Origin of the sequence: Paenibacillus jiangxiensis, assembly GCF_046098255.1 — a bacterium.
GTDB classification, from domain to species: domain Bacteria; phylum Bacillota; class Bacilli; order Paenibacillales; family Paenibacillaceae; genus Paenibacillus; species Paenibacillus jiagnxiensis.
Genome location: NZ_JBJURI010000014.1, coordinates 40,305 through 59,426 on the forward strand (window position 1 = coordinate 40,305; position 19,122 = coordinate 59,426).

General features: G+C 49.0%; 16 protein-coding genes and 2 pseudogenes. 14 read left to right on the forward strand and 4 right to left on the reverse strand.

The features are described 5' to 3' along the window. Positions 1-100 precede the first annotated feature (100 nt). A complete protein-coding gene (locus ACI1P2_RS14810) occupies positions 101-1,081 on the reverse strand; it encodes a hypothetical protein (protein WP_355320624.1) in 981 nt (326 codons plus the stop codon). Next, on the reverse strand, positions 1,078-1,572 hold the full coding sequence (locus ACI1P2_RS14815; RefSeq protein ID WP_355320625.1) for an RNA polymerase sigma factor: 495 nt from the start codon (positions 1,570-1,572) through the stop codon (positions 1,078-1,080). Before ACI1P2_RS14815 ends, ACI1P2_RS14810 begins: the two co-directional genes overlap by 4 nt. 163 nt (positions 1,573-1,735) lie before the next feature. Between ACI1P2_RS14815 and ACI1P2_RS14820 the strand changes: the two genes are divergently transcribed. The 9 genes and pseudogenes from ACI1P2_RS14820 to ACI1P2_RS14860 all read left to right on the forward strand — a co-directional run bounded on the left by ACI1P2_RS14820 (position 1,736) and on the right by ACI1P2_RS14860 (position 10,852). Continuing rightward, positions 1,736-2,104 carry a DUF1304 domain-containing protein gene (locus tag ACI1P2_RS14820; RefSeq protein ID WP_355320626.1) on the forward strand — a complete coding sequence of 123 codons (369 nt, stop codon included), beginning with the start codon at positions 1,736-1,738 and terminating at the stop codon, positions 2,102-2,104. A 163-nt stretch (positions 2,105-2,267) separates the two neighbouring features. Further along, positions 2,268-2,951 (forward strand): response regulator transcription factor, encoded by a 684-nt coding sequence (locus tag ACI1P2_RS14825; RefSeq protein WP_355320627.1) that lies wholly within the window; start codon positions 2,268-2,270, stop codon positions 2,949-2,951. After that, positions 2,948-4,486, forward strand: a complete 1,539-nt coding sequence (locus tag ACI1P2_RS14830) for a sensor histidine kinase (protein WP_355320628.1) — start codon at positions 2,948-2,950, stop codon at positions 4,484-4,486. The genes ACI1P2_RS14825 and ACI1P2_RS14830 overlap by 4 nt, the downstream gene beginning before the upstream one ends. Before the next feature lie 249 nt (positions 4,487-4,735). Next, positions 4,736-5,956 (forward strand): WD40 repeat domain-containing protein, encoded by a 1,221-nt coding sequence (locus ACI1P2_RS14835; RefSeq protein ID WP_355320629.1) that lies wholly within the window; start codon positions 4,736-4,738, stop codon positions 5,954-5,956. Positions 5,957-5,994: 38 nt separating this feature from the next. Continuing rightward, on the forward strand, positions 5,995-6,705 hold the full coding sequence (locus tag ACI1P2_RS14840; RefSeq protein ID WP_355320630.1) for a hypothetical protein: 711 nt from the start codon (positions 5,995-5,997) through the stop codon (positions 6,703-6,705). 136 nt (positions 6,706-6,841) lie between these two features. After that, positions 6,842-7,000: a hypothetical protein gene (locus tag ACI1P2_RS14845; protein ID WP_355320631.1), complete on the forward strand. Its 159-nt coding sequence runs from the start codon at positions 6,842-6,844 to the stop codon at positions 6,998-7,000. A gap of 342 nt (positions 7,001-7,342) precedes the next feature. Next, positions 7,343-8,243: pseudogene (locus ACI1P2_RS14850) on the forward strand (SDR family oxidoreductase). A 188-nt stretch (positions 8,244-8,431) separates the two neighbouring features. Beyond that, on the forward strand, positions 8,432-10,165 hold the full coding sequence (locus ACI1P2_RS14855) for an inorganic diphosphatase (protein ID WP_355320632.1): 1,734 nt from the start codon (positions 8,432-8,434) through the stop codon (positions 10,163-10,165). Between the two features lie 96 nt (positions 10,166-10,261). Further along, positions 10,262-10,852 (forward strand): non-canonical purine NTP pyrophosphatase, encoded by a 591-nt coding sequence (locus tag ACI1P2_RS14860; protein ID WP_355320633.1) that lies wholly within the window; start codon positions 10,262-10,264, stop codon positions 10,850-10,852. A 97-nt stretch (positions 10,853-10,949) separates the two neighbouring features. Here the strand turns inward: ACI1P2_RS14860 and ACI1P2_RS14865 are convergent, their stop codons facing one another. Beyond that, entirely contained in the window at positions 10,950-11,336 is a 387-nt protein-coding gene (locus tag ACI1P2_RS14865) for a hypothetical protein (protein ID WP_355320634.1), read from the reverse strand. 200 nt (positions 11,337-11,536) lie between these two features. On the opposite strand from ACI1P2_RS14865, the gene ACI1P2_RS14870 reads away from it, so the two are divergent. Further along, positions 11,537-12,409, forward strand: a complete 873-nt coding sequence (locus ACI1P2_RS14870; protein ID WP_355320635.1) for a PhzF family phenazine biosynthesis protein — start codon at positions 11,537-11,539, stop codon at positions 12,407-12,409. Positions 12,410-13,275: 866 nt separating this feature from the next. After that, on the forward strand, positions 13,276-14,898 hold the full coding sequence (locus ACI1P2_RS14875; RefSeq protein WP_408976228.1) for a stalk domain-containing protein: 1,623 nt from the start codon (positions 13,276-13,278) through the stop codon (positions 14,896-14,898). A 51-nt stretch (positions 14,899-14,949) separates the two neighbouring features. Here ACI1P2_RS14875 and ACI1P2_RS14880 read toward each other — a convergent pair. After that, positions 14,950-15,515 (reverse strand): annotated as a pseudogene (locus tag ACI1P2_RS14880) (cation:dicarboxylate symporter family transporter); the annotation flags it as partial. A 276-nt stretch (positions 15,516-15,791) separates the two neighbouring features. Between ACI1P2_RS14880 and ACI1P2_RS14885 the strand changes: the two are divergent. The 3 genes from ACI1P2_RS14885 to ACI1P2_RS14895 all read left to right on the forward strand — a co-directional run bounded on the left by ACI1P2_RS14885 (position 15,792) and on the right by ACI1P2_RS14895 (position 19,105). Beyond that, entirely contained in the window at positions 15,792-16,460 is a 669-nt protein-coding gene (locus ACI1P2_RS14885; RefSeq protein ID WP_355320637.1) for a helix-turn-helix transcriptional regulator, read from the forward strand. 370 nt (positions 16,461-16,830) lie between these two features. Next, positions 16,831-17,913, forward strand: a complete 1,083-nt coding sequence (locus ACI1P2_RS14890) for an alanine racemase (protein WP_355320638.1) — start codon at positions 16,831-16,833, stop codon at positions 17,911-17,913. A gap of 28 nt (positions 17,914-17,941) precedes the next feature. Then, the gene (locus ACI1P2_RS14895; protein WP_355320639.1) at positions 17,942-19,105 is read left to right on the forward strand and encodes a M20 family metallopeptidase; all 1,164 of its coding nucleotides are present in this window, start codon (positions 17,942-17,944) and stop codon (positions 19,103-19,105) included. Positions 19,106-19,122 lie beyond the last annotated feature (17 nt).

Here is a 19,122-nt window from a genome sequence, read left to right on the forward strand (position 1 = left end):
TTTTTTTGTTTTCAAATGGAGGGATCTCCATAAGATTCAAGAAAAGAGAGCGGCTTGCTCCCCAAGGGACAAGCCGCTTCTTCATGTTTCGTAGCCTTTGTTACAGGCTCATACTCTTCCAAAGCGCCTGAAACGCGCCGGACTCAACCTCGAAAAATACCGGATCATTGCCATAGCGCACAAGCCCTTTGCCGAACAGCGTCAGCTCTACCTGGGTATTATCTTCAAGCTTCAGGTAGAGGACCTTGCGGTTCTCGTCATCGTAGATGCCTTGATCGATCAGAGGCTCTGCCGCCAGTGGTTTGGCATCCTGAAGGGCGGTCAGGAAGCCGGCGAGCGACTCGTCGTTGGCCAGAGGCGTGTACTGCTGCAGGCCGTTGTTCCAGCTCTCGAAGCTTTGCCACTCGGCCGAGGTGATCCGGCCCTCCAGGTTCAGCTTGCCGAGCAGATCGGCCCCACTGCTCACGGTAATGCCGTTGGTGTGCTCGAACAGCTCGGCATAGACTTGGCCATCGATCTCGTTGTAGGACATGATGCGGAAATCCGAATCGTATCCCTTCACGGCATAAATGTCTGTTTCGCCGATATTGGATGCCAGCTCGCTGTACTTGTCTTTTCCGCTCAGTTCATCAATGCCGCCTGTTGTCCGTCCGAGCTTGTCACCGCGCAGCGCGGCCGCATCGGCGGCATCAATGCGGGTTGCCGCCTGAGTGTAGACATTGCCCTGATAGACGACCAGAGGGATCATACTAGCTTTGACGCCGGAGTTCTGATCCGGCAGCTCCAGCTTGGGAATGACGACACTGTCAGATGAGTTTGAGGCAGGTGTGTTCGGGGTTAGCTGGGCTACCTCGTTACTGGGTACTGCCGGTCCGCTCCCTTGCTTCCAGAAGCCGGACGCAGTCACGCCGATACCAGCAGCGAGTACGATACTGGCTGCGATATAGATCGTCTTACGCGGGCGCTTCCTTTCTTGCTGCAGCTCCTCTAGCTTGTTTTCCATTCTTTTTTTCATCGCTTCATTCGTTGTCATCGTATCCACCGCTTTCTTATATTTTGTCCGGAACTGTTCCTCATTCATTGCGGTTCTGCTCCTTCCAGATTCAGTTTTAACAGCTGTCGTCCCCGTTGGAGTCTCATCTTCACCGCAGACTCGCTGATCCGCAAGATCCTGCTGATCTCCTGGATTCGGTAGTCCTCGTAATAATACAGATGAATAACGGTCTTATACTTTACAGGCAGTGCCATCACAAGCTGGAGCAGTTCCCAATCCTCAGAAGTCTCAGCCGTAACCGGCTCAACCCCTTCCAGCTTGATCTCCCGCTTGCGCCAGCCTCTGCCAAGCATGGTTTTGCAATGATTGGTGATCACTCGGATCAACCAGGCTTTTTGATGCTCGGCATCCTTGAATTCAGGTGCTTTTTCCATTAATTTGATGAAGGTATCTTGAGTGGCTTCTTCCGCATCCTCGCGGTTGCCCAGATGAATCATGGCAATCCGGAACAGCATGCTGGCGTATGCTTCATAGCTCTTCATCACATGATTTCCCGGCCGGGTCATGGATCGCTGCATGGTTGTTCTGTCCTCCTTTAGCAATAACACAGTTACGGACGGGAATCGGTCACATTTTGTTTTCGGACGTGTAATAAAAGCCTTGGTAATTTCTCGTGAAGTGGTTATTATAGTTATTACGGTTAAGCAGCACATACCCTTATGTAGAGGAAGTGGAAGCCCGTTGGCCTTGATTAGCTCCATATTAGTAGCGATTGTTGCGATTGAACACATTTACATATTAATCTTGGAAATGTTCATGTGGGACAAGCCGAGAGGAATGAGAGTGTTTGGAACAACCCGGCAGTTTGCGGAAGAAACGAAAGCATTGGCTGCGAACCAAGGGCTGTATAATGGTTTTTTAGCGTCAGGTCTGATATGGGGGCTTGTACATCCTAATGGTGTGTTCGGCATCCAAATTCAAATTTTCTTTCTTGTTTGTGTTCTCGTCGCTGCCATCTACGGCAGTGTGACGGCGAAGAGATCCATCCTGATTACTCAAGGTCTCCCGGCGTGTATAGCGTTTCTATTTGTGCTTATCAACTTATTGTAACGACAGCATTTCCTGAGAAATAAACGGGACAAGTCCATCCTTTGAGCTGGATTTGTCCTTTTTTCCGTGGTGGTGGTAAAGTGAGAAGCAGTTGCTTTTCACTACTGGGAGGATAAAATAGTAATCACTAAACGCCTCAAGTAACGAGCAAAGGAGTCTTTGCATGACAAAGGTACTTGTAGTTGATGATGAAGCGAGCATTTCCGGTGCGGTGGCCTATGCGCTGCGGAGAGAGGGATATATTGTAGAGACGGCGGCGGACGGTCAGGAAGCGCTGGACCGTGTCGACACATTCAAGCCGGAGGTTATGGTGCTTGATGTGATGATGCCGCGCATGAGCGGTTACGATGTGTGCCGCAGACTGGAAGGGCGGCTGCAGAGGCCCGCGATTCTGCTGCTGACGGTGAAAAACGATATCGTCGACAAGGTGCTGGGCCTGGAGCTGGGAGCGGACGATTACATGACGAAGCCGTTTGATATTCGGGAAATCATCGCCAGGGTCAAAGCCTTGTCCCGCCGCAGACCGCAAACGTCCGTGGAGGTGCAGGAGCTGGTTCAGCTTGCCGGGCTGTCGATTAATCTGCCAAACCGCACGGTCCATGCGGGGGGAGCAATGATCGAACTGACACCCAAGGAATTTGATTTGCTGGCGCTGCTCGCGCGGAGCCCGGAACGGGTCTTCTCCCGAGAGTCGCTGCTGGAGCAGGTGTGGGATATGGATTTCGCGGGCGGGACGAGAACGGTAGATATCCATGTCCAGCGGCTGCGCAAAAAGCTGGGCAAATGGCATGACGTGATCCAAACCGTGTACGGCATCGGGTATAAAAGCACGGAGTCGCTGCCATGAGGCAGCGAGCCTGGCGGTTGGGCCTCAAGTGGAAGGCCGCCCTGCTGCTGGCCCTGCTGCTGGCTGCCGTGATCGCGGTGCTCAGCTTCCTTGTGCTTGTCGGCATTCGGGACGACCAGCGCGACCGACTGGAGCAAACGCTGGCCGGGGAGACGGAGGCCGCCAATTTGCGGGTTCGCCAGGAGGCGATGACAAGCGGTGCGCTTTTCGCAGACGATTTCATGGAGCGAAGCGGGCAGCGGCTTGCCGTTGATCTTGGTGCGCAAAGCGGTCTGCCCGTCACGCTGTATAAGCCGGACGGCACGCTGGCCGGTACTTCGCTGCCGTTTCAGCCGAAGGCGGACGTGAAGGACGCGCTTGCCCATACGGCACAAGGGCAAGCGGCCTATATTACGGAAGGGGACCGGCTGCTGTATTTGGCTCCGCTGTACAATGCCGATGACAAGCTGGTGGGCACGATTCAGTTTCACGTGTCCCTTGCTGAGCAGCATGCTTTTTACGAAGGGATAGAGCGTTTGTTTTGGATTACCGGCGTGTTGGTGCTGGCGGCGGGATTCCTGCTCGGCTTCCTTTATGTGTGGCGGCAGGCCCATGTCATTAGCAGACTGAACGAGGCTGCCCAGGGCATCGGGGAAGGGAAGTATCTGTCCGCTCCCACGGTACGCCGTGCCGATGAGCTTGGTGAGCTGGCGCAGGGCATTTATGAGATGAGCGGGCGAATCTCCTCCTCTCTCACCCAGCTGACGGAGGAAAAAAGCAAGCTGCTGGAGGCCGTTGCCCGTCTGCAGGAGCTGGAGCAGCAGCAGAAGCAGTTTATCGGCAATATCAGCCACGAGCTGAAAACGCCGCTAACGTCCATTCTCGCCTATGCCGATCTGCTGGACATGTACCGGGATGACCCGGGGCTCCTGGATGAGGCGGGCAAACAAATCGGCAAGGAGGCGGAGCGGCTGTATGGGCTCGTGGAGAAGGCGCTGAAACTCTCTTCCATGGACGTATACGAGTTCGAGACGCATGCGAAATCCGTCAGTTTGCTGCCTTTGCTCCAGGAGGCGGCGGACCGCCTGCAGGCGAAGGCGGAGAGGTATGGGATTGAGATGGCCTCGTCGCTGGAGGAAGGCTCCGTGTGGGCTGATCCGGAAAATCTCATGCACATGGTGTTGAATCTGCTGGATAATGCGATTAAATATAATAAGCCGGGCGGAAAGGTCCTGTTATCCAACGAGGCGGTGCGGGATCGGGATGGACAAGGCTGGATGAACATCACGGTCCGTGATACCGGCATCGGTATTCCGGAGGAGGCGAGGGGGAAAATCTTCGATCCTTTTTATACCGTCAGCGGCGACCGCTCCAGAGCCCATGGTGGCACGGGACTTGGTTTGTCACTCGTGAAGGGTCTGGCGGAGAAGCAGAGCGGAACGGTCGAGCTTGCGGCTTCAGGGCCGGAGGGCTCGGTGTTTGTCATTACGCTGCCTCTGCAGCGGCCGGAGCACCCGGAGACTATTTCAGCCGGTAATAGTCCAGACTTGGAATAAGGTCTGAATATGTTTACAAGTTTTCCGGGGGGCCGGTAAGGCAATCTGAACGGACTCCGGAGCAAGGCCCCACGTTGTGTGGGGTTCTTTGCATTGGAGGCGCGGATGTTACAAGAACGTTACAAGTCGGATATGTTTTCGGGATATTCCTTTTTTATACTAAGGTCAACAGGGGATGTTGAAGCGGACCAAGCCAATGAAGCTGGTCGCTTGAGACTTCACTCCTGTGGCAGTGCTGGAGGTGCCTATATGATGAAACAAAATGCTGGAAGGTACGGCATCAAGCTCTTTGTGGCCGTGGTATTGTCATTAGCCGTGACGGCCTGCCAATCGTCCGGGGACCGGCTTACAGTGGTCGACCCTGATGCCAGCCGAACCGGGACGCAGACAGATCAGAGCCCGGAGCCTGCTCCGGGCGGTGAACGGAAGCTGACTGTCGTCAAGCAGCCGGCGCAGCAGGCTGACCGGGAACTCACGGTTGCACGGACGCACCGGATTGAGGCTGCGAGCATTCAGTCCTGGCTGTCGGAGGACGAGGTCAGCATCGAGACGACCAAGCTGGTGAAAGCGGGAACCGCGACGGAGGAGCCCAAATATGAGTACACGTCTTCCATCATGAATATCAACACCGGCCAGAGCAGGCAAAATACCGGGGAGGGAGGACAGCAGGTGAACGGATATATGCTCGTCAAAGAAACTATTTCACCGGACGGCAAATACAGCTTCATTCAGAAATGGAAGGACAAATATATCGCGGACAATTTCGTGAAAAATCTCCATACAGGCCAGACGATTCAGATCAAGGGCGATAACTACCTGGAGCGGGGCGGCTGGTTGAACGTGGATACGTATATTTTGGCCGCAGGCTCCATGAGCGGGCGCGGAGAAATTCGCCAAATCTCAGCTGCGGATGGGAAAGTGACAGCTGTAACGCTGGATGATTCTGATGCGGAGATGTTCGGACAGTTTGGCGCCAGTCACGGCCGGATTTATTATACCGATGATCACCATGTGCTGAAGGTGTTTGAACCGGGGCAATCGAAGCCGGTCAGCCTGATTCAGGATGTCTGGAGCTTCGAAATTTCGCCTGACAGCCAATATATCGCGGTATCCACGGTCACACAGTCCGGCGATTTTAAAGGCAGCGAGCTGCTGATCTACGATGCCGCCGGGAGTTTGCAAGGCTCACTGATCGGTAAGGGTGACCTGATTTCCTACATCTCATGGTCCCCGGATTCCGCGAAGCTGGCGTTTGACATTTATACCGAGGATAAGACGGGTATGAACGGGGTATATATTTTTGACACCCGCTCGGGCCGGGTAATACCGCTTGCACAGTATTATACCGCCAGCGAGCCGATGCCTCATCCCGTATATCCGTTCAGCTGGAGCCCATCTGGTAGTAGGCTGGGGTTCACACTGGATGATCCAAAATCGCTGCTCGTCACGAACGTTATTGATTTTAAATAAATGCATCCACAACTATTGAACAGAGGGGAACGAATGACATGAACAATATGAAAAAATCGATCATTACCATCGCCGTAGCCGGCATGACTTTAACAGGCGCAGCCGGAGTGTACGCAGGCACGCAATTGCAGAAAATCACCGCTTATCTCAATCATTCGATCGGTATTCAGGTAAATGGGGAAGCTTACTCCCTGGTTGACAGTCAAGGCAACAAGTTAACGCCAATCACCTATAACGGTACGACATATTTACCGGTGCGTGCGCTTGGGGATGTGCTGGATGTGCCAGTCAGCTATGACGCCAATAAGCAGCAGGTGCTGGTTGGCGGCGGGAAAGGCGGGAATAACAACGACGCCAACGTGGGCTTGACCACGGTGAATTTCACCCAAGCTCAGTTGAAGGAGATCACCAAGGCGTATGCAAAATTCGAATCCTTCGAAACGCCTTATGCTCCGGCACAAATGGTCAAAGGGGATGCCTTTAATAAGGTTGGCTCCTCGGAGGATGGAGTAAATCTGCTCTTTAAGCACATGACGGTGACCGTAGCGCCGCGAGACTATGCCTATCTGTACGATGGCAAGAAGGTAAAGCTGTCGAACGGAGTTCAAGCTAAATGGTACACGCCGGATAAGACACCGATGTTAAGCTTCGCGCTGAACGACCGCTTTGTCACATTGAGTTCGCCGGACCATACGCTGAGCCAGAAGCAGCTTGAACAAGTGGCCGTAACCGTGGCCAAGCTGAAATAACACACAGACCAAGAATAGGAACGCGTCTAAGTGTAATCCTGAAGCCTGCCGGAGCATGTACTTGCTCTAGCGGGCTTTTCAGTTATATGACGAGGTATGTTATTGTGATACTAGTAAGAAAGGAGTTGTGAGTTATATGCTGTCGGAAAATAATGAATATGAGAAACTAAGGGCGTCGCTAAAACTGATGTCTCAGCTGACTGAGGGCGAGCAAGCCGGCAAAGAAAAGGGCTGGATGAGCATAGAAGAAGTTGAGCAAGCGCTTGGAATCGATCATGAAGGAAGAAGACTTTAGTTGAAAATTGTGATTGGCATTGTTACACTGGCACTATCTGAAATGAACGGAGGGTTATGTGTGATTGATTCTTCCCGATAAGCAAACGTTAATGTATATTGCATTAATTTGAGCTTTCTTTTCACTCTGCCTGTTAGCAGAGTAATCGGGATGAGTCTGTCCATATATGCTGTCTTGTTCATGTATAAGTGTAAGCATAATGAGTTATCTCCGTTTGTTTTTTTGGAGATGCTTCTTTATCGTTACTGCTAACATGGACTCATATGGATATTCCTATTCGATTACGATTTGCACAGGCAGAGAATGGCCTGTGTTTTTTATTTTTCAATAGGAGGAATTTCAATGACCATACAGAAGTCCGATAAGCTGTTAGATAGAAATATTGAAAAACGTCGTGTCTGGTTTATTACGGGGGCGAGTAAGGGGCTTGGTTTTGCATTTACCAGTGCTGCTTTAGAAGCAGGAGATCGAGTTGTGGCTGTCGCAAGAACTATTGGTAAATTAGAAAAGCTTCAGGAGCAATATCAAGACTCGTTACTATTTTTTGAAGCTCGATATAAGGGATCGAGATGCTGTCTTCGCAACGGTTAAAGTGGCAGTAGAATATTTTGGACATCTTGATATCGTGGTGAATAACGCGGGTGTTATGACTTTAGGCATGGTCGAAGAATTGAGCGAAACCGATGCAAGAGACCTGATGGAAACCAATTTTTTCGGTGCTCTTTGGGTCTGTCAGGCGGTATTTCCTTACCTGCGCGAACAGAGGACAGGGCATTTGATTCAGATTTCCAGTATCGGAGGATTGATTTCAGGCCCAATGTCAGGCTTATACAGTGCAAGTGAGTTTGCGCTAGAGGGGTTGAGTGAAGCTTTGGCACAAGAAGCAGCCCACTTTGGGGTGAAGCTCACGATGGTAGAGCCTGGCGGCTACTGGACAGATATGTATACAGCAATGCGTTACAGCAATCCATTGGACGCCTACGATTCTCTTAGGGAGGAACTGGCGAAACAAAATGCGGAAGGCTCGGTAGATAGCGATCCCGTCTTAGCCGCTGAGGCTCTCATGAAGCTGGTGGAAAGTGAAAATCCTCCCCTAAGACTGATCTTGGGAAGTATGATCTTTGATCTCGTTAGGAACACCTACAAAGAGCGCCTAAAAACATGGGAAGATTGGGAATCTGTAAGCAGATCAGCTGAAAAGGGGATTCCCGCGCCGGAAGTATATGGCGACACACAAAAGTAGCGTCGTATTTACCGTATAGAATTAAACGATAACACTGATTGACTCGAAAATGAGATTTGACAATACTGTACAGCCGTCCTTTAATAGGGCGGCTATTTTGCTTAACACAAATTTTACATACCCATTATATCCGCCATATAAATGAGCATTAAACTCACAAGTTAATACTATATTAGGCGGAGGCGTAGATGAAAAAAAATTTAGCGCTCATATTACTGGTTTCTGTGTTCATTGGCGGATTTTCACCCTCCCTGTCGGCGCAAGAAGCAGACAGCGGGAGCACGAACAGGATTCATCCTTTTGACTATCCTCAGACGGATAATTATCCGGAAGAAATTAATGCAGTCATTGAAATTCCGCAGGGAAGTCTGATCAAATATGAGATTGATGCCGACACCGGGTATGTTATTGCTGACAGGTATCAGTCCATGTCTGTTCAATATCCAGGCAACTACGGCTCTATTCCGCAAACGATCGGCGGAGACGGCGATCCGCTGGATGTGCTCGTTCTGACCAGAGAGCCGCTTGTTCCGGGAACAATAATTAAAGTGCGTCCTATTGGCACCCTGAATATGGTCGACGGCGGGGAAGCGGATGAAAAGGTCATTGCTGTGCCTGCTTCCAAAATCGATCCATATTATGATGATGTAAAAGATCTGTCAGACCTGCCCCAAATTGAGATAGAGCGTATTGAAAAGTTTTTTGCAGTGTACAAGCAGCTTCCTGAAGGCAGGAAAAGTGTGGAGCTTAACGGCTTCAAGAAAGCGGATGAAACCAAACAAGCGGTGAAGCAAGCCATCGACACCTACAAGTCGGAGCATACAACACAAAAATATATTCCATATGTGAATCCGTTCCACTACCCGCAAGACAGCAATTTTCCGGAAGAAATGATGGCTTTGATCGAAATTCCGGCCGGAAGCTTTACGAAATATGAAATTGATGCCGACAATGGGCATCTGCTTGCAGACCGTTTTCAATCAATGCCGGTAAAATATCCGGCTAACTATGGGTCCATTCCGCAGACGCTCGGAGGGGATGGGGACCCGCTGGATGTGCTTGTTCTAACCCGAGAACCGCTGGTTCCGGGCTCGTTGATCAAGGTAAGGCCCATCGGTACTCTGCAAATGATCGACGGTGGCGAGAACGATGAAAAGATCATTGCCGTTCCGGTGTCCAAAGTGGACCCTACCTACGATAACATTAAGGATATTAGCGACTTGCCCGAAATTGAAGCTGAGAGAATCGAGAAGTTTTTTTCAGTGTATAAGCAGCTTCCGGAAGGGCGTAAGGCTGTTGAATTAAACGGTTATACGGATGCGAATAAGACGAAGACGGCATTAAAAACGGCAATTGAGCAATACAAGGGAAGCAGCCATCAGTCGGCTTATCCATGGGTTCATCCTTTCGATTATCCGCAGCAGGGGAATGGCACAGAGTTCAATGCGGTGATTGAAATTCCGGCCGGAAGCTTTACAAAGTACGAGATTGACGGAACTACAGGGCATCTCGTTGCCGACCGTTTTCAATCGATGGCTGTTCAATATCCGGCCAACTATGGCTCAATCCCACAAACGGAGGGGGGAGATGGCGACCCGCTGGATGTTCTTGTACTTACAAGACAACCGCTTGTGCCTGGTACAGTTGTGAAGGTGCGTGCGATTGGCATGATGAAAATGATCGACGATGGCGAACAGGATGACAAGGTTATTGCAGTTCCGGTCAGCGACGTTGATCCATCTTATGATAACGTACAGGATATTTCCGATTTGCCAAAAATCCAAGCCGAGCAAATCGAGATGTTTTTCAAGGTATACAAACTGCTTCCATCCAACCGCAAAGTTGTGGAAACGAACGGGGTCGCTGATAAGGCTGCGGCCGAAGCAGAAATAAATCAAGCACTGCAGCGTTATAAGGATTAACGGTTGCAGCAACGCCTCCTGCTCCTGACTCAGGCTGCCGGAGGCGTATTTTGTCTGATCTATTTGGATTAAAGGTGAAATAAAGGAGGGCATAAAATGAGGATCATTCTGGCAACCTGGAACGAATCGAAAAAACGGTGGTTAAGTGAAGGTTTGTCTTCTTTAAACATTCCGGTTATAACACTTGAGGAGTATGAGAACGGCAATATTCAGGATGTAGAAGAAACCGGTGAAGCCTGTGAAGCCAATGCTTTATTGAAAGCTCAAGCGATATCTGGCGATGGCAGGTCCATTATTGTAGGGGAAGATTCGGGACTATTTATTGAGGCCTTGGATGGATTCCCGGGTGTGAAAACGGCAAGATGGATGGAAGGTACAGATGATAACCGGGCTGACGAAATTTTGAGGAAAATGAGCAGCTGTCATAACCGGAGTGCCTATTTTCAAAGTGCTCTTGCTGCTGTTCTGCCTGATGGTGAGCATATGATTGTGGAAGCCAAGCTGCACGGGAAAATCGCAAATGAGAAAAGAGGAAGCAATGCTTCAGGATATTCCCGAATTTTTGGGCTCCCTCATGGGCAAACGATTGCTGAAATGAAGCCAGAGGAGTTTGAGCAAAAAGATCATAGGAGAACAGCGATTGGGAAATTAAAAATGAAGCTCACAGATAAGGTGAATTTTTTCTAAGTTTCTTCCCGTGAAAAGAAGTATTGAAACATGCGTCTGAAAAGATGAGGGTTGGAAATGTGAAAACCAGAGTATTGGGAAGCGTACATGCCGCGTTTTATGCGGACGGAATATAAGCATTCTCCACTTCGACCTTTCGTTCATTCCCAATCATTTTGTATCTGACATCGATGACAGCACCATTTTGGTATTTGGGAATGTTCACGACGGAAATATAGGTTTCCACTGTGGTCCGAAAGGTTTGGCCGTCCTCTTGGGTGACCGTTAAATCAAGCTGGATACCCGGCCGTCCACCCATGGTGGATGAGGTTTGTTGAACGGAATGAATGAGCGCCTTTGCCCGGGTTCCGTCGGCCAAGATCTCCTTACGGCTCTGCTGGGCTTTCAGATTGGTACGAAGTGATTTCAAGGCGACAATCAGCGTAATTAAACCGGTAGTCAGCCCGAAAATGATGAGCAGGGTAATGATCGTTGCGCTGTTCATGTCAACCTCCCGAACTAAATAGGTATGAAAACAGTCTTTCTTCCATTTTCTCGGATGGCTCTAAATAAAACAAGGTACTAAACGCTCAAACTGCGCCTAAGATCCGATTCCCTATCCTTTTGTATATTCCACAATGGTCATATCTATTTTGCAGCAGAGCCTGTAAAATATTTTTATTAGCTACGAGATGGGGGATTCAAATGAATGTTCAAGTCTATACATTAAACGCCTTTGCGAAAGGGCAGCAGGGTGGGAATCCGGCCGGGGTTGTCCTGGATGCTGATTTGATGTCAGCCGAAGAAATGCAGCAGGTGGCACGGAGCGTTGGTTTTTCGGAGACGGCTTTTGTGGAAAAGTCGCAGCATGCTGATTTTAAAGTCCGCTATTTTACTCCTACCGATGAGGTTGATTTGTGTGGACATGCAACGATTGCAACCTTTTATCTGATGATGTCCCGAAAATTGATCTGCAGCGGAACGTACACTCTGGAAACGAAAGCCGGAGTATTAGAGGTGGCTGTAAAAGAGGACGGCAGCGTGTTTCTTGCACAGGCTCTGCCGCAATTTTATGAAGAAATCGACCGACAAGCCATTGCCGATTCCTTACAGATTAGTCCGGATGAATTGCTTTCTGATTTGCCTATCCAAATTGTTTCTACAGGCTTGCGGGATATTTTGATTCCTGTCCGGAACATGAATGTTTTGGAACAAATTGACCCTGATTTTGAGCAAATTAAAAACATCAGCAAAGAATATAATGTCATCGGTTATCATCTATTCACTTTGGATACGTCAACTGACGCCATTGCCCGCTGCAGAAACTTTGCTCCTTTATATGACATTCCCGAAGAGAGTGCCACGGGGACTTCCAATGGGGCACTAACTTGTTATTTATATAAACATGGAAAAATTACATCCGCGCAAGCCGGGCAGCTCATTTTTGAACAGGGCTATACGATGAATTCCCCATCAGAAATTCGGGTAAGGCTGGCTGTGAACGAAACAGGGGACGTGATTAAGATAGAAGTCGGAGGCACGGCTGCCAATATTCAAATACAGGAAATCAAGATATAGGGGGGGCCGTTCTGGCCGTCCTTTTTTCTTGGGATTAAAGAGGTGTGATTCCATCGGCTTATATGTAGAAATTGAATGGTAGGCCTTTTATACTTTGAATATAGAAAACATAGTATAAAAGTATCGTTTTCTGTGGTAAAGTAAGTTATCGGCCGTGATTTCCACATACAGGAATGGACTGCCGATCATAGACTTATCAATGAAAACGGAGTGAAGATGGTATGAAGTACAGGAAACTGATAATTTTGTTTATTCTTTCTATTTTCTTGGTGGGCAATTTGGAGCTTTATACAGGAATTGCAAAAGCTGAAGAAGCTACATTAGTCACAAAAGATGTGAAGATTCCCACCTCGCATGAATATGTGAAAGGTGACCTCATGGTCTATATGCTTCCGGATGGGAACGGACAAGAGCGTGTTTTTAAATACGAGACGAACAATAGAATTACACCCGACAGTCATCTTCAATTGTATATCAACGCTGTCAAAGCTGATCCCTCAGAGTACTATGTTGACTATGACAATCACACTATAACGCTGAGTGAAGCCCCCTACTCCGGAGCAGAGCTTAATTTTACATACTGGCTTCTCCCAACCTTTGAATGGAAAACATACTTTTCGGGCATAGAACATATTGGTATTTTTCTTGCTAGGTGGGAAGGTTCAACACGGAGCTACAAATTAACATCAAATTATGTTCTGAACTCGAGTAAAAAAGTAATTTTGTACATAGACAACAAGGAAGTTCCTACATCCAAATTCACTTTTAATCATGAGACTAATACCATAACGATATCGGAAAAATATGATGCCCCGAGTCCTGGCTCGTACATTTACTTTTACTTTCCTGTTGCTTCTATTGTCGGTGTGCCAACGTCTTCCGGTGAAACGGGGAATACTGGTACCCCTGACGGTGAAGCAGGAGATCATCAAGCATCCACCGATCAAACAGGTGGGACTAATGTATCTGCTGGTAAAACCGAAGATCCTCAAGAGTCTACGGATGAAACTCAGGATACTCAAGGATCTGCCAATGATGAAGAGGAGACTGAGGCTTCTGACGATAAGACCGGAGATACTGGGGCATCTACTGGTGATCAAGGAGATACTCAGACGTCTCCCGGGGAAACAACAGAGAATACTCCGTCCACTGAAACAGGGTCTTCAGATAATGAAGTATTAGAGTTTAACGTACCTACCGGGGAGAAATATCCTGGCCGTATTACGATCAAGTCGAATTTTACGTTTACGGTCAGTATAAAAGCTTCGGCGTTCCAGCCAACCTACACTTCCTATCTGATCATCAAGAACGCAAAAGGGAATGTCGTTAAACGAATCCGAATGAACACAAGCACGTCTACAACCTATTCTATGAATCAGCTTGGACTGCCTTCGGGCGGATATTACTTTTATTTGAAAACGATCAATCAATCAGGCGGCCTGGCAGCATCCATCCCGCAATTTGTGCCCATCAACAACGAAACTTCACTGATTCAAGTGCTTATTGAAGGGCAAAGACAAGCTTATGTGCAGCCACCTGTCAAAGTCAAGGGAAGTGTGCTCGTTCCGTTCCGGGCTCTGTTTGAAGCCCTTGGTGCAACGGTCAAATGGGACGGCACCACCAAAACGATCACGGCAACCAAAGGCGGAACCACCCTTAAACTAACGATTGGCTCCAAGGTCGCTTACGTGAACGGTAAGGCTATTAAATTAAGTGCGGCCCCACAATTAATCAACGGAACGACGATGGTTCCAATCCGCTTTATTGGCGAGGCGTTTGGCGGAATTGTGGAATGGAGCAGCGCTTATAGCTCGGTTATCATTTTCCAAAACGAGCCCGTGATCCCTACAACCGCTGAAAGCGAAAAAACTGAGGAAGATACGGGAAGTGAATCGTCCGGCTCTTCGCCTATTTTAGAAAAAATATCGCAAGGCATTAACGGTTCCGCCGATATTGTCTTTGTCATGGATGTAACTGGCAGTATGGGGGAGACCATAGATTACGTCAAGGACACGGTGAAAAGCTTTGTGGATTCCGTACCATCCGGCTCTAATTTTGCAATCGTGGCTTACCGGGATATGAATTATGTAGATATTTCGAATAAAAATCTGGAGTTTTTTGAATTTACGAACAATAAAAATGCGCTTAAGGCCAATTTAAATAAATTGACGGCTGCCGGTGGAGGGGATGAAGCGGAATCCGGATTGGATGCGATTCATACGGCGGTTACCAAGCTGTCTGGCAGCAAGAACTCCAAAAGAATCATTTTTATCACGGATGCCCCGGTTCACGACAAGGGCACAGCTCAAGGGAAAGCAGACTATTCTATTCAGCAAATTATCGACGAGCTGAAAAAGAATAATGTAACTCTTGATGCCATCGCACCAACAAGCGGAACGGCCCAAAAGCAAATTACGCAGCTTGTTGATGCCAACAAGGGTAAGCTGTACGATATTAATGATGCTTCCGTGCTGAAGATCAATAAGTAAGTTGTGTGATTAATACCAAAAAAGGAGCCTTGAATGGGCTCCTTTTACTCATTATGCACTCATTGTATATTCCGTGCCCTCTTTACGCTGCTCGGCGTATTCGGCAGTTGCCGTAAACAGGACGTCGGAGGAGGAATTCAGCGCGGTTTCACAAGAGTCCTGCAGGACACCGATGATGAATCCCACACCAACCACCTGGATTGCAATTTCGTTCGGGATCCCAAACAGGCTGCATGCCAGCGGAATGAGCAGAAGTGAGCCGCCGGCCACACCTGAAGCGCCAGCCGCAGATATAGCGGACACTACGGAAAGAATCAGCGCTGTACCAAAATCCACTTCAATACCAAGCGTATGAACCGCTGCGAGAGTCAGGACGGAAATTGTTACCGCCGCACCCGCCATATTAATCGTAGCACCGGGTTCACAACAAGCGCTATAAACAGCATACATCCAATAAGTACGAGCAGTAATTTACCGTAATCGAGCAGGGAAGACAGCCCGTTGGTTGTAATGGAATCAAAGACAAGTCCCATGATGCCAAGGGGAGCAAAATTGATCACCCACTTGACGATTTGGGATACAGCGTCTGAAAAGTTAACAAGCAGGGTTTTCGTACTGTATTAACATAAGCTAATAATTGTCGATGCTTACATTGAAAAATTTAGAAAGCGGGGAAATCCTTGAGAACATTGACATGGGAAAACTTTTTTGAGGCGGCGTTCTGGGGCCAGGCTTTCGCTTTATGTTTACGCCCAGAACAGGGTATGGAGCTTCTTTTGTCTTCTTTCACCTTCTCCGCTTGACAAAATAACGAACTTTAAGGAAACTAGGGATAATAACTTTTGTTTGGACACCAAACTTTTTTTGAGATAAATGCGGAAAGTGTGTGTGAAATGGAAAATATCAAAGATGAAATGAACGTGCTGCAGCCTTTGGTCCGCTGCATTGCTGCACAATTCGGCAATAAATGCGAGGTTGTACTTCATGATCTGACTCAGGGCTATGAAAGCACGATTGTAGCGATTGAAAACGGGCATATCACCGGCAGAAAGGTTGGAGACTGCGGAAGCAATCTGGGCCTCGAGGTGCTCCGGGGAACGGTTGCCGACGGTGATCGGTACAACTATATTACCCAGACGAAGGACGGGAAGATTCTCCGTTCCTCGTCCACCTATTTCAAGAACAGCAAGGGTGAGACCGTGGGAGCGCTCTGCATCAATTTGGATATTTCGGATTTCCTGGTTGCGGAGAATACACTCCGGTCCATCACGATGCACAGCCTTGATCAAGAGGTGAAGGAAGTGTTCGTCAATGATGTGAATGATCTGGTTGAATATCTTCTGCAGGAGTGCCAGAAAGAAATCGGCAAACCAGTATCTCATATGAACAAGGAAGATAAGGTGAGAGCGATCCAATTTCTTGACATGCGCGGAGCCTTTTTGGTCAAGAAGGCCGGAGACAAGGTATGCCAGTTTTTGGATATATCCAAATTTACCCTGTACAACTATCTCGATGAAGTCAGAGCCCAGTCGGATAAAAACTCGCCTCAAAACATACGGTAAACTGCAGAATTTCACATGCTGCCTACTTGGTATTCATATCCCCCGGCTATTCTTAAAAATATTAGCCGGGCACATCGTTTGGGTTTTCAAAATCAATGTTCACAGGTTTCACAATTCATCCACGATGAGAAGTTGTGGTTTTCCCCGTAAGTGGATTTTCTCCTCGAATAAAATGAAAGCGCAAACATTTAATGGCTGGCCGCATGTTATCTTTTCTCACTTTATTTGAATAATATATTGACAAAATCTGCTGATTGAATTCATACTGTGTATGATCTAAAAAATATTTTTTTTATCTAATTTTTTTTATTTTTAAAAAGGGGTGAAGATTCTCGATTTTTAATACTGCAAAGAAGGGAGCATGAACGGAATGAACGTATCTACACCGGCTGTTATTGTTGACCTGGATATTACGGAACGCAACATCCAGCGAATGGCTGAGGTTGTTCGAAGCGCAGGTATCCGCCACCGTCCACACATTAAGTCACACAAATCCGTATATTTCGCGCACAAGCAGCTTGAAGCCGGTTGTACAGGGATTACCTGCGCCAAATTAGGCGAGGCCGAGGTCATGGCCGAGGCAGGCTTCGATGATATTCTGATCGCATTTCCCATCATCGGAGAAGACAAACAGAAGCGGTTGTTTCGTCTGGCCCGGCAGATCAAGGTCACTTGTGTAGCTGACAGTGTGGAAGGGGCCGTTTCGGTCTCACGCGTCGGTGAGCGTCTGGGGAGCAGAATTCCTCTTTACATCGAAGTGGATGGAGGCATTGGCCGCTGTGGCCGGCAGCCCGGGCAAGACACATTGGAATTTGCCAAGCAGATTCACGGGCTTCCCGGAATAGAAATTGTTGGCCTGCTGTCTTACGCCGGGCAAATTTATGCCGAAAGCTCCAAAGAGAGCATCCGGGCCATGGCAAGAAGCGAAGCCTTGCTGTTGAAGCAGTCGGCAGACATGATTCGCGAAGCGGGTATCGATCTCCAGGTCGTTAGCGGCGGCTCCTCGCTTTCATCCAAGTTTGCGCAGGATCTGGATGGCGTGACGGAAGTTCGTGCCGGCAACTATCTGTTCCATGATGTAGGTCAGCTGTCCATGGGGATGGTGACGGTGGATGATTGCGCTCTGCGTGTGGTCACAACGGTAGTCAGTGTGCCGGCTCCGGGAAGAGCCATTATCGATGCCGGCTCCAAGACGCTGACGACGGACATGATGCCTTTTTCCAAAGGATACGGCTATATCATCGAGCAACCGGAGATCGAAATTTTCAAGCTGAACGAGGAGCATGGCTTCTTGCGGTACGATCCGTCACTATCCCTGCAAATTGGCCAGCAGCTTACGATCATCCCGAATCACGCTTGCGTCATTCCGAATTTGTGCGATGAAGTACTGGGGGTTCGTGCCGGTGAGGTTGTGGAGGTCATCAAGATTGATGCAAGAGGCAAGAGCAGCTAACTATGGGCGCAGTAGGAGTTGATCGAAAATGAGAGACCCTTGGCAAGAAGTATTTGATGAACAGGAACTGCTGGAGATTACTTGCGGCCTGATCCGATGCCAAAGCGTGAACCCGCCAGGCTACGAGGAGGTGGCTGCGCGTTACATATATGAGCTTCTCCAGCGGGAGGGGATCAATGCCGAAATGCAGTGGCCTGCGCCGGGAAGGCCGAATCTTACGGCCATTCTAAAGGGACAGAAGCAGGGGCCAAGACTCCTGTTTAACGGGCATCTGGATGTCGTACCGGCAGGCGAGAACTGGAGTGTTGATCCTTTTTCGGCAGTGATACAGGACGGCTCCCTTATCGGTAGAGGGGCAGCGGACATGAAGTCGGGTGTTGCGGCCATGCTGTATGCCGCCATTTGCTTGCATCGACGCGGTAATCCTTTTGCAGGAGAGCTGATTCTGTTGTTCAATGCCGACGAGGAGAGGGTGAACCTCGGGATGCGTCACTTTCTGGAACATCCGATTGCTGCCGACTATGCCGTCATTGGCGAACCGACGGAACTGGACATCTGCATTGCCCATAAGGGAATAGGGCGCTATCGGGTGCGTACCTCCGGGATCGCAGCGCATGCTGGAAAGGTGAAGGAGCCTGACAATGCCATTGCGAAAATGGCGCTGCTTATAGGAGGGCTTGAACCGCTTAGAAACGAGCTTCAGGAGCAGGTGCATCCGCTTTTAGGCAGCCCGTCCTTGAATGTGACACAGATCAAGGGCGGTACGGCCCCGAATATCGTACCGCAAAGCTGCGAAATTGAGATTGACCGCCGCGTGATCCCGGGGGAGACGCGGGAGAGCGTGCTGGAGCAGTTAAGCCAAGTGATTGCGAGTGTGGCAGCAGCAGGCGGCTTTGTTTATGAAATCAAGGATTATCTGTTCATTCCTGCCACCATGATTGAGCAGGACCATCCTCTGGTGCTTGAACTCGCCAACGCAGTGAAGGGTGTGCGAGGCACCGATCCGGAGGTAACCATATTTGAGGCAAGCTGCGAGGCGCCGTTTCTATCCGTGAACCTGGGCATTCCAACCGTTATTTTCGGTCCGGGGTCGCTTCTGCAGGCGCATGTAAAAGATGAGTATGTCCCGATTGCACAGCTCATCGAAGCATCGAAAATCTACAGAGAACTGGCTATGTCCATACTTCAATAATTCATCATGTTCAGGAG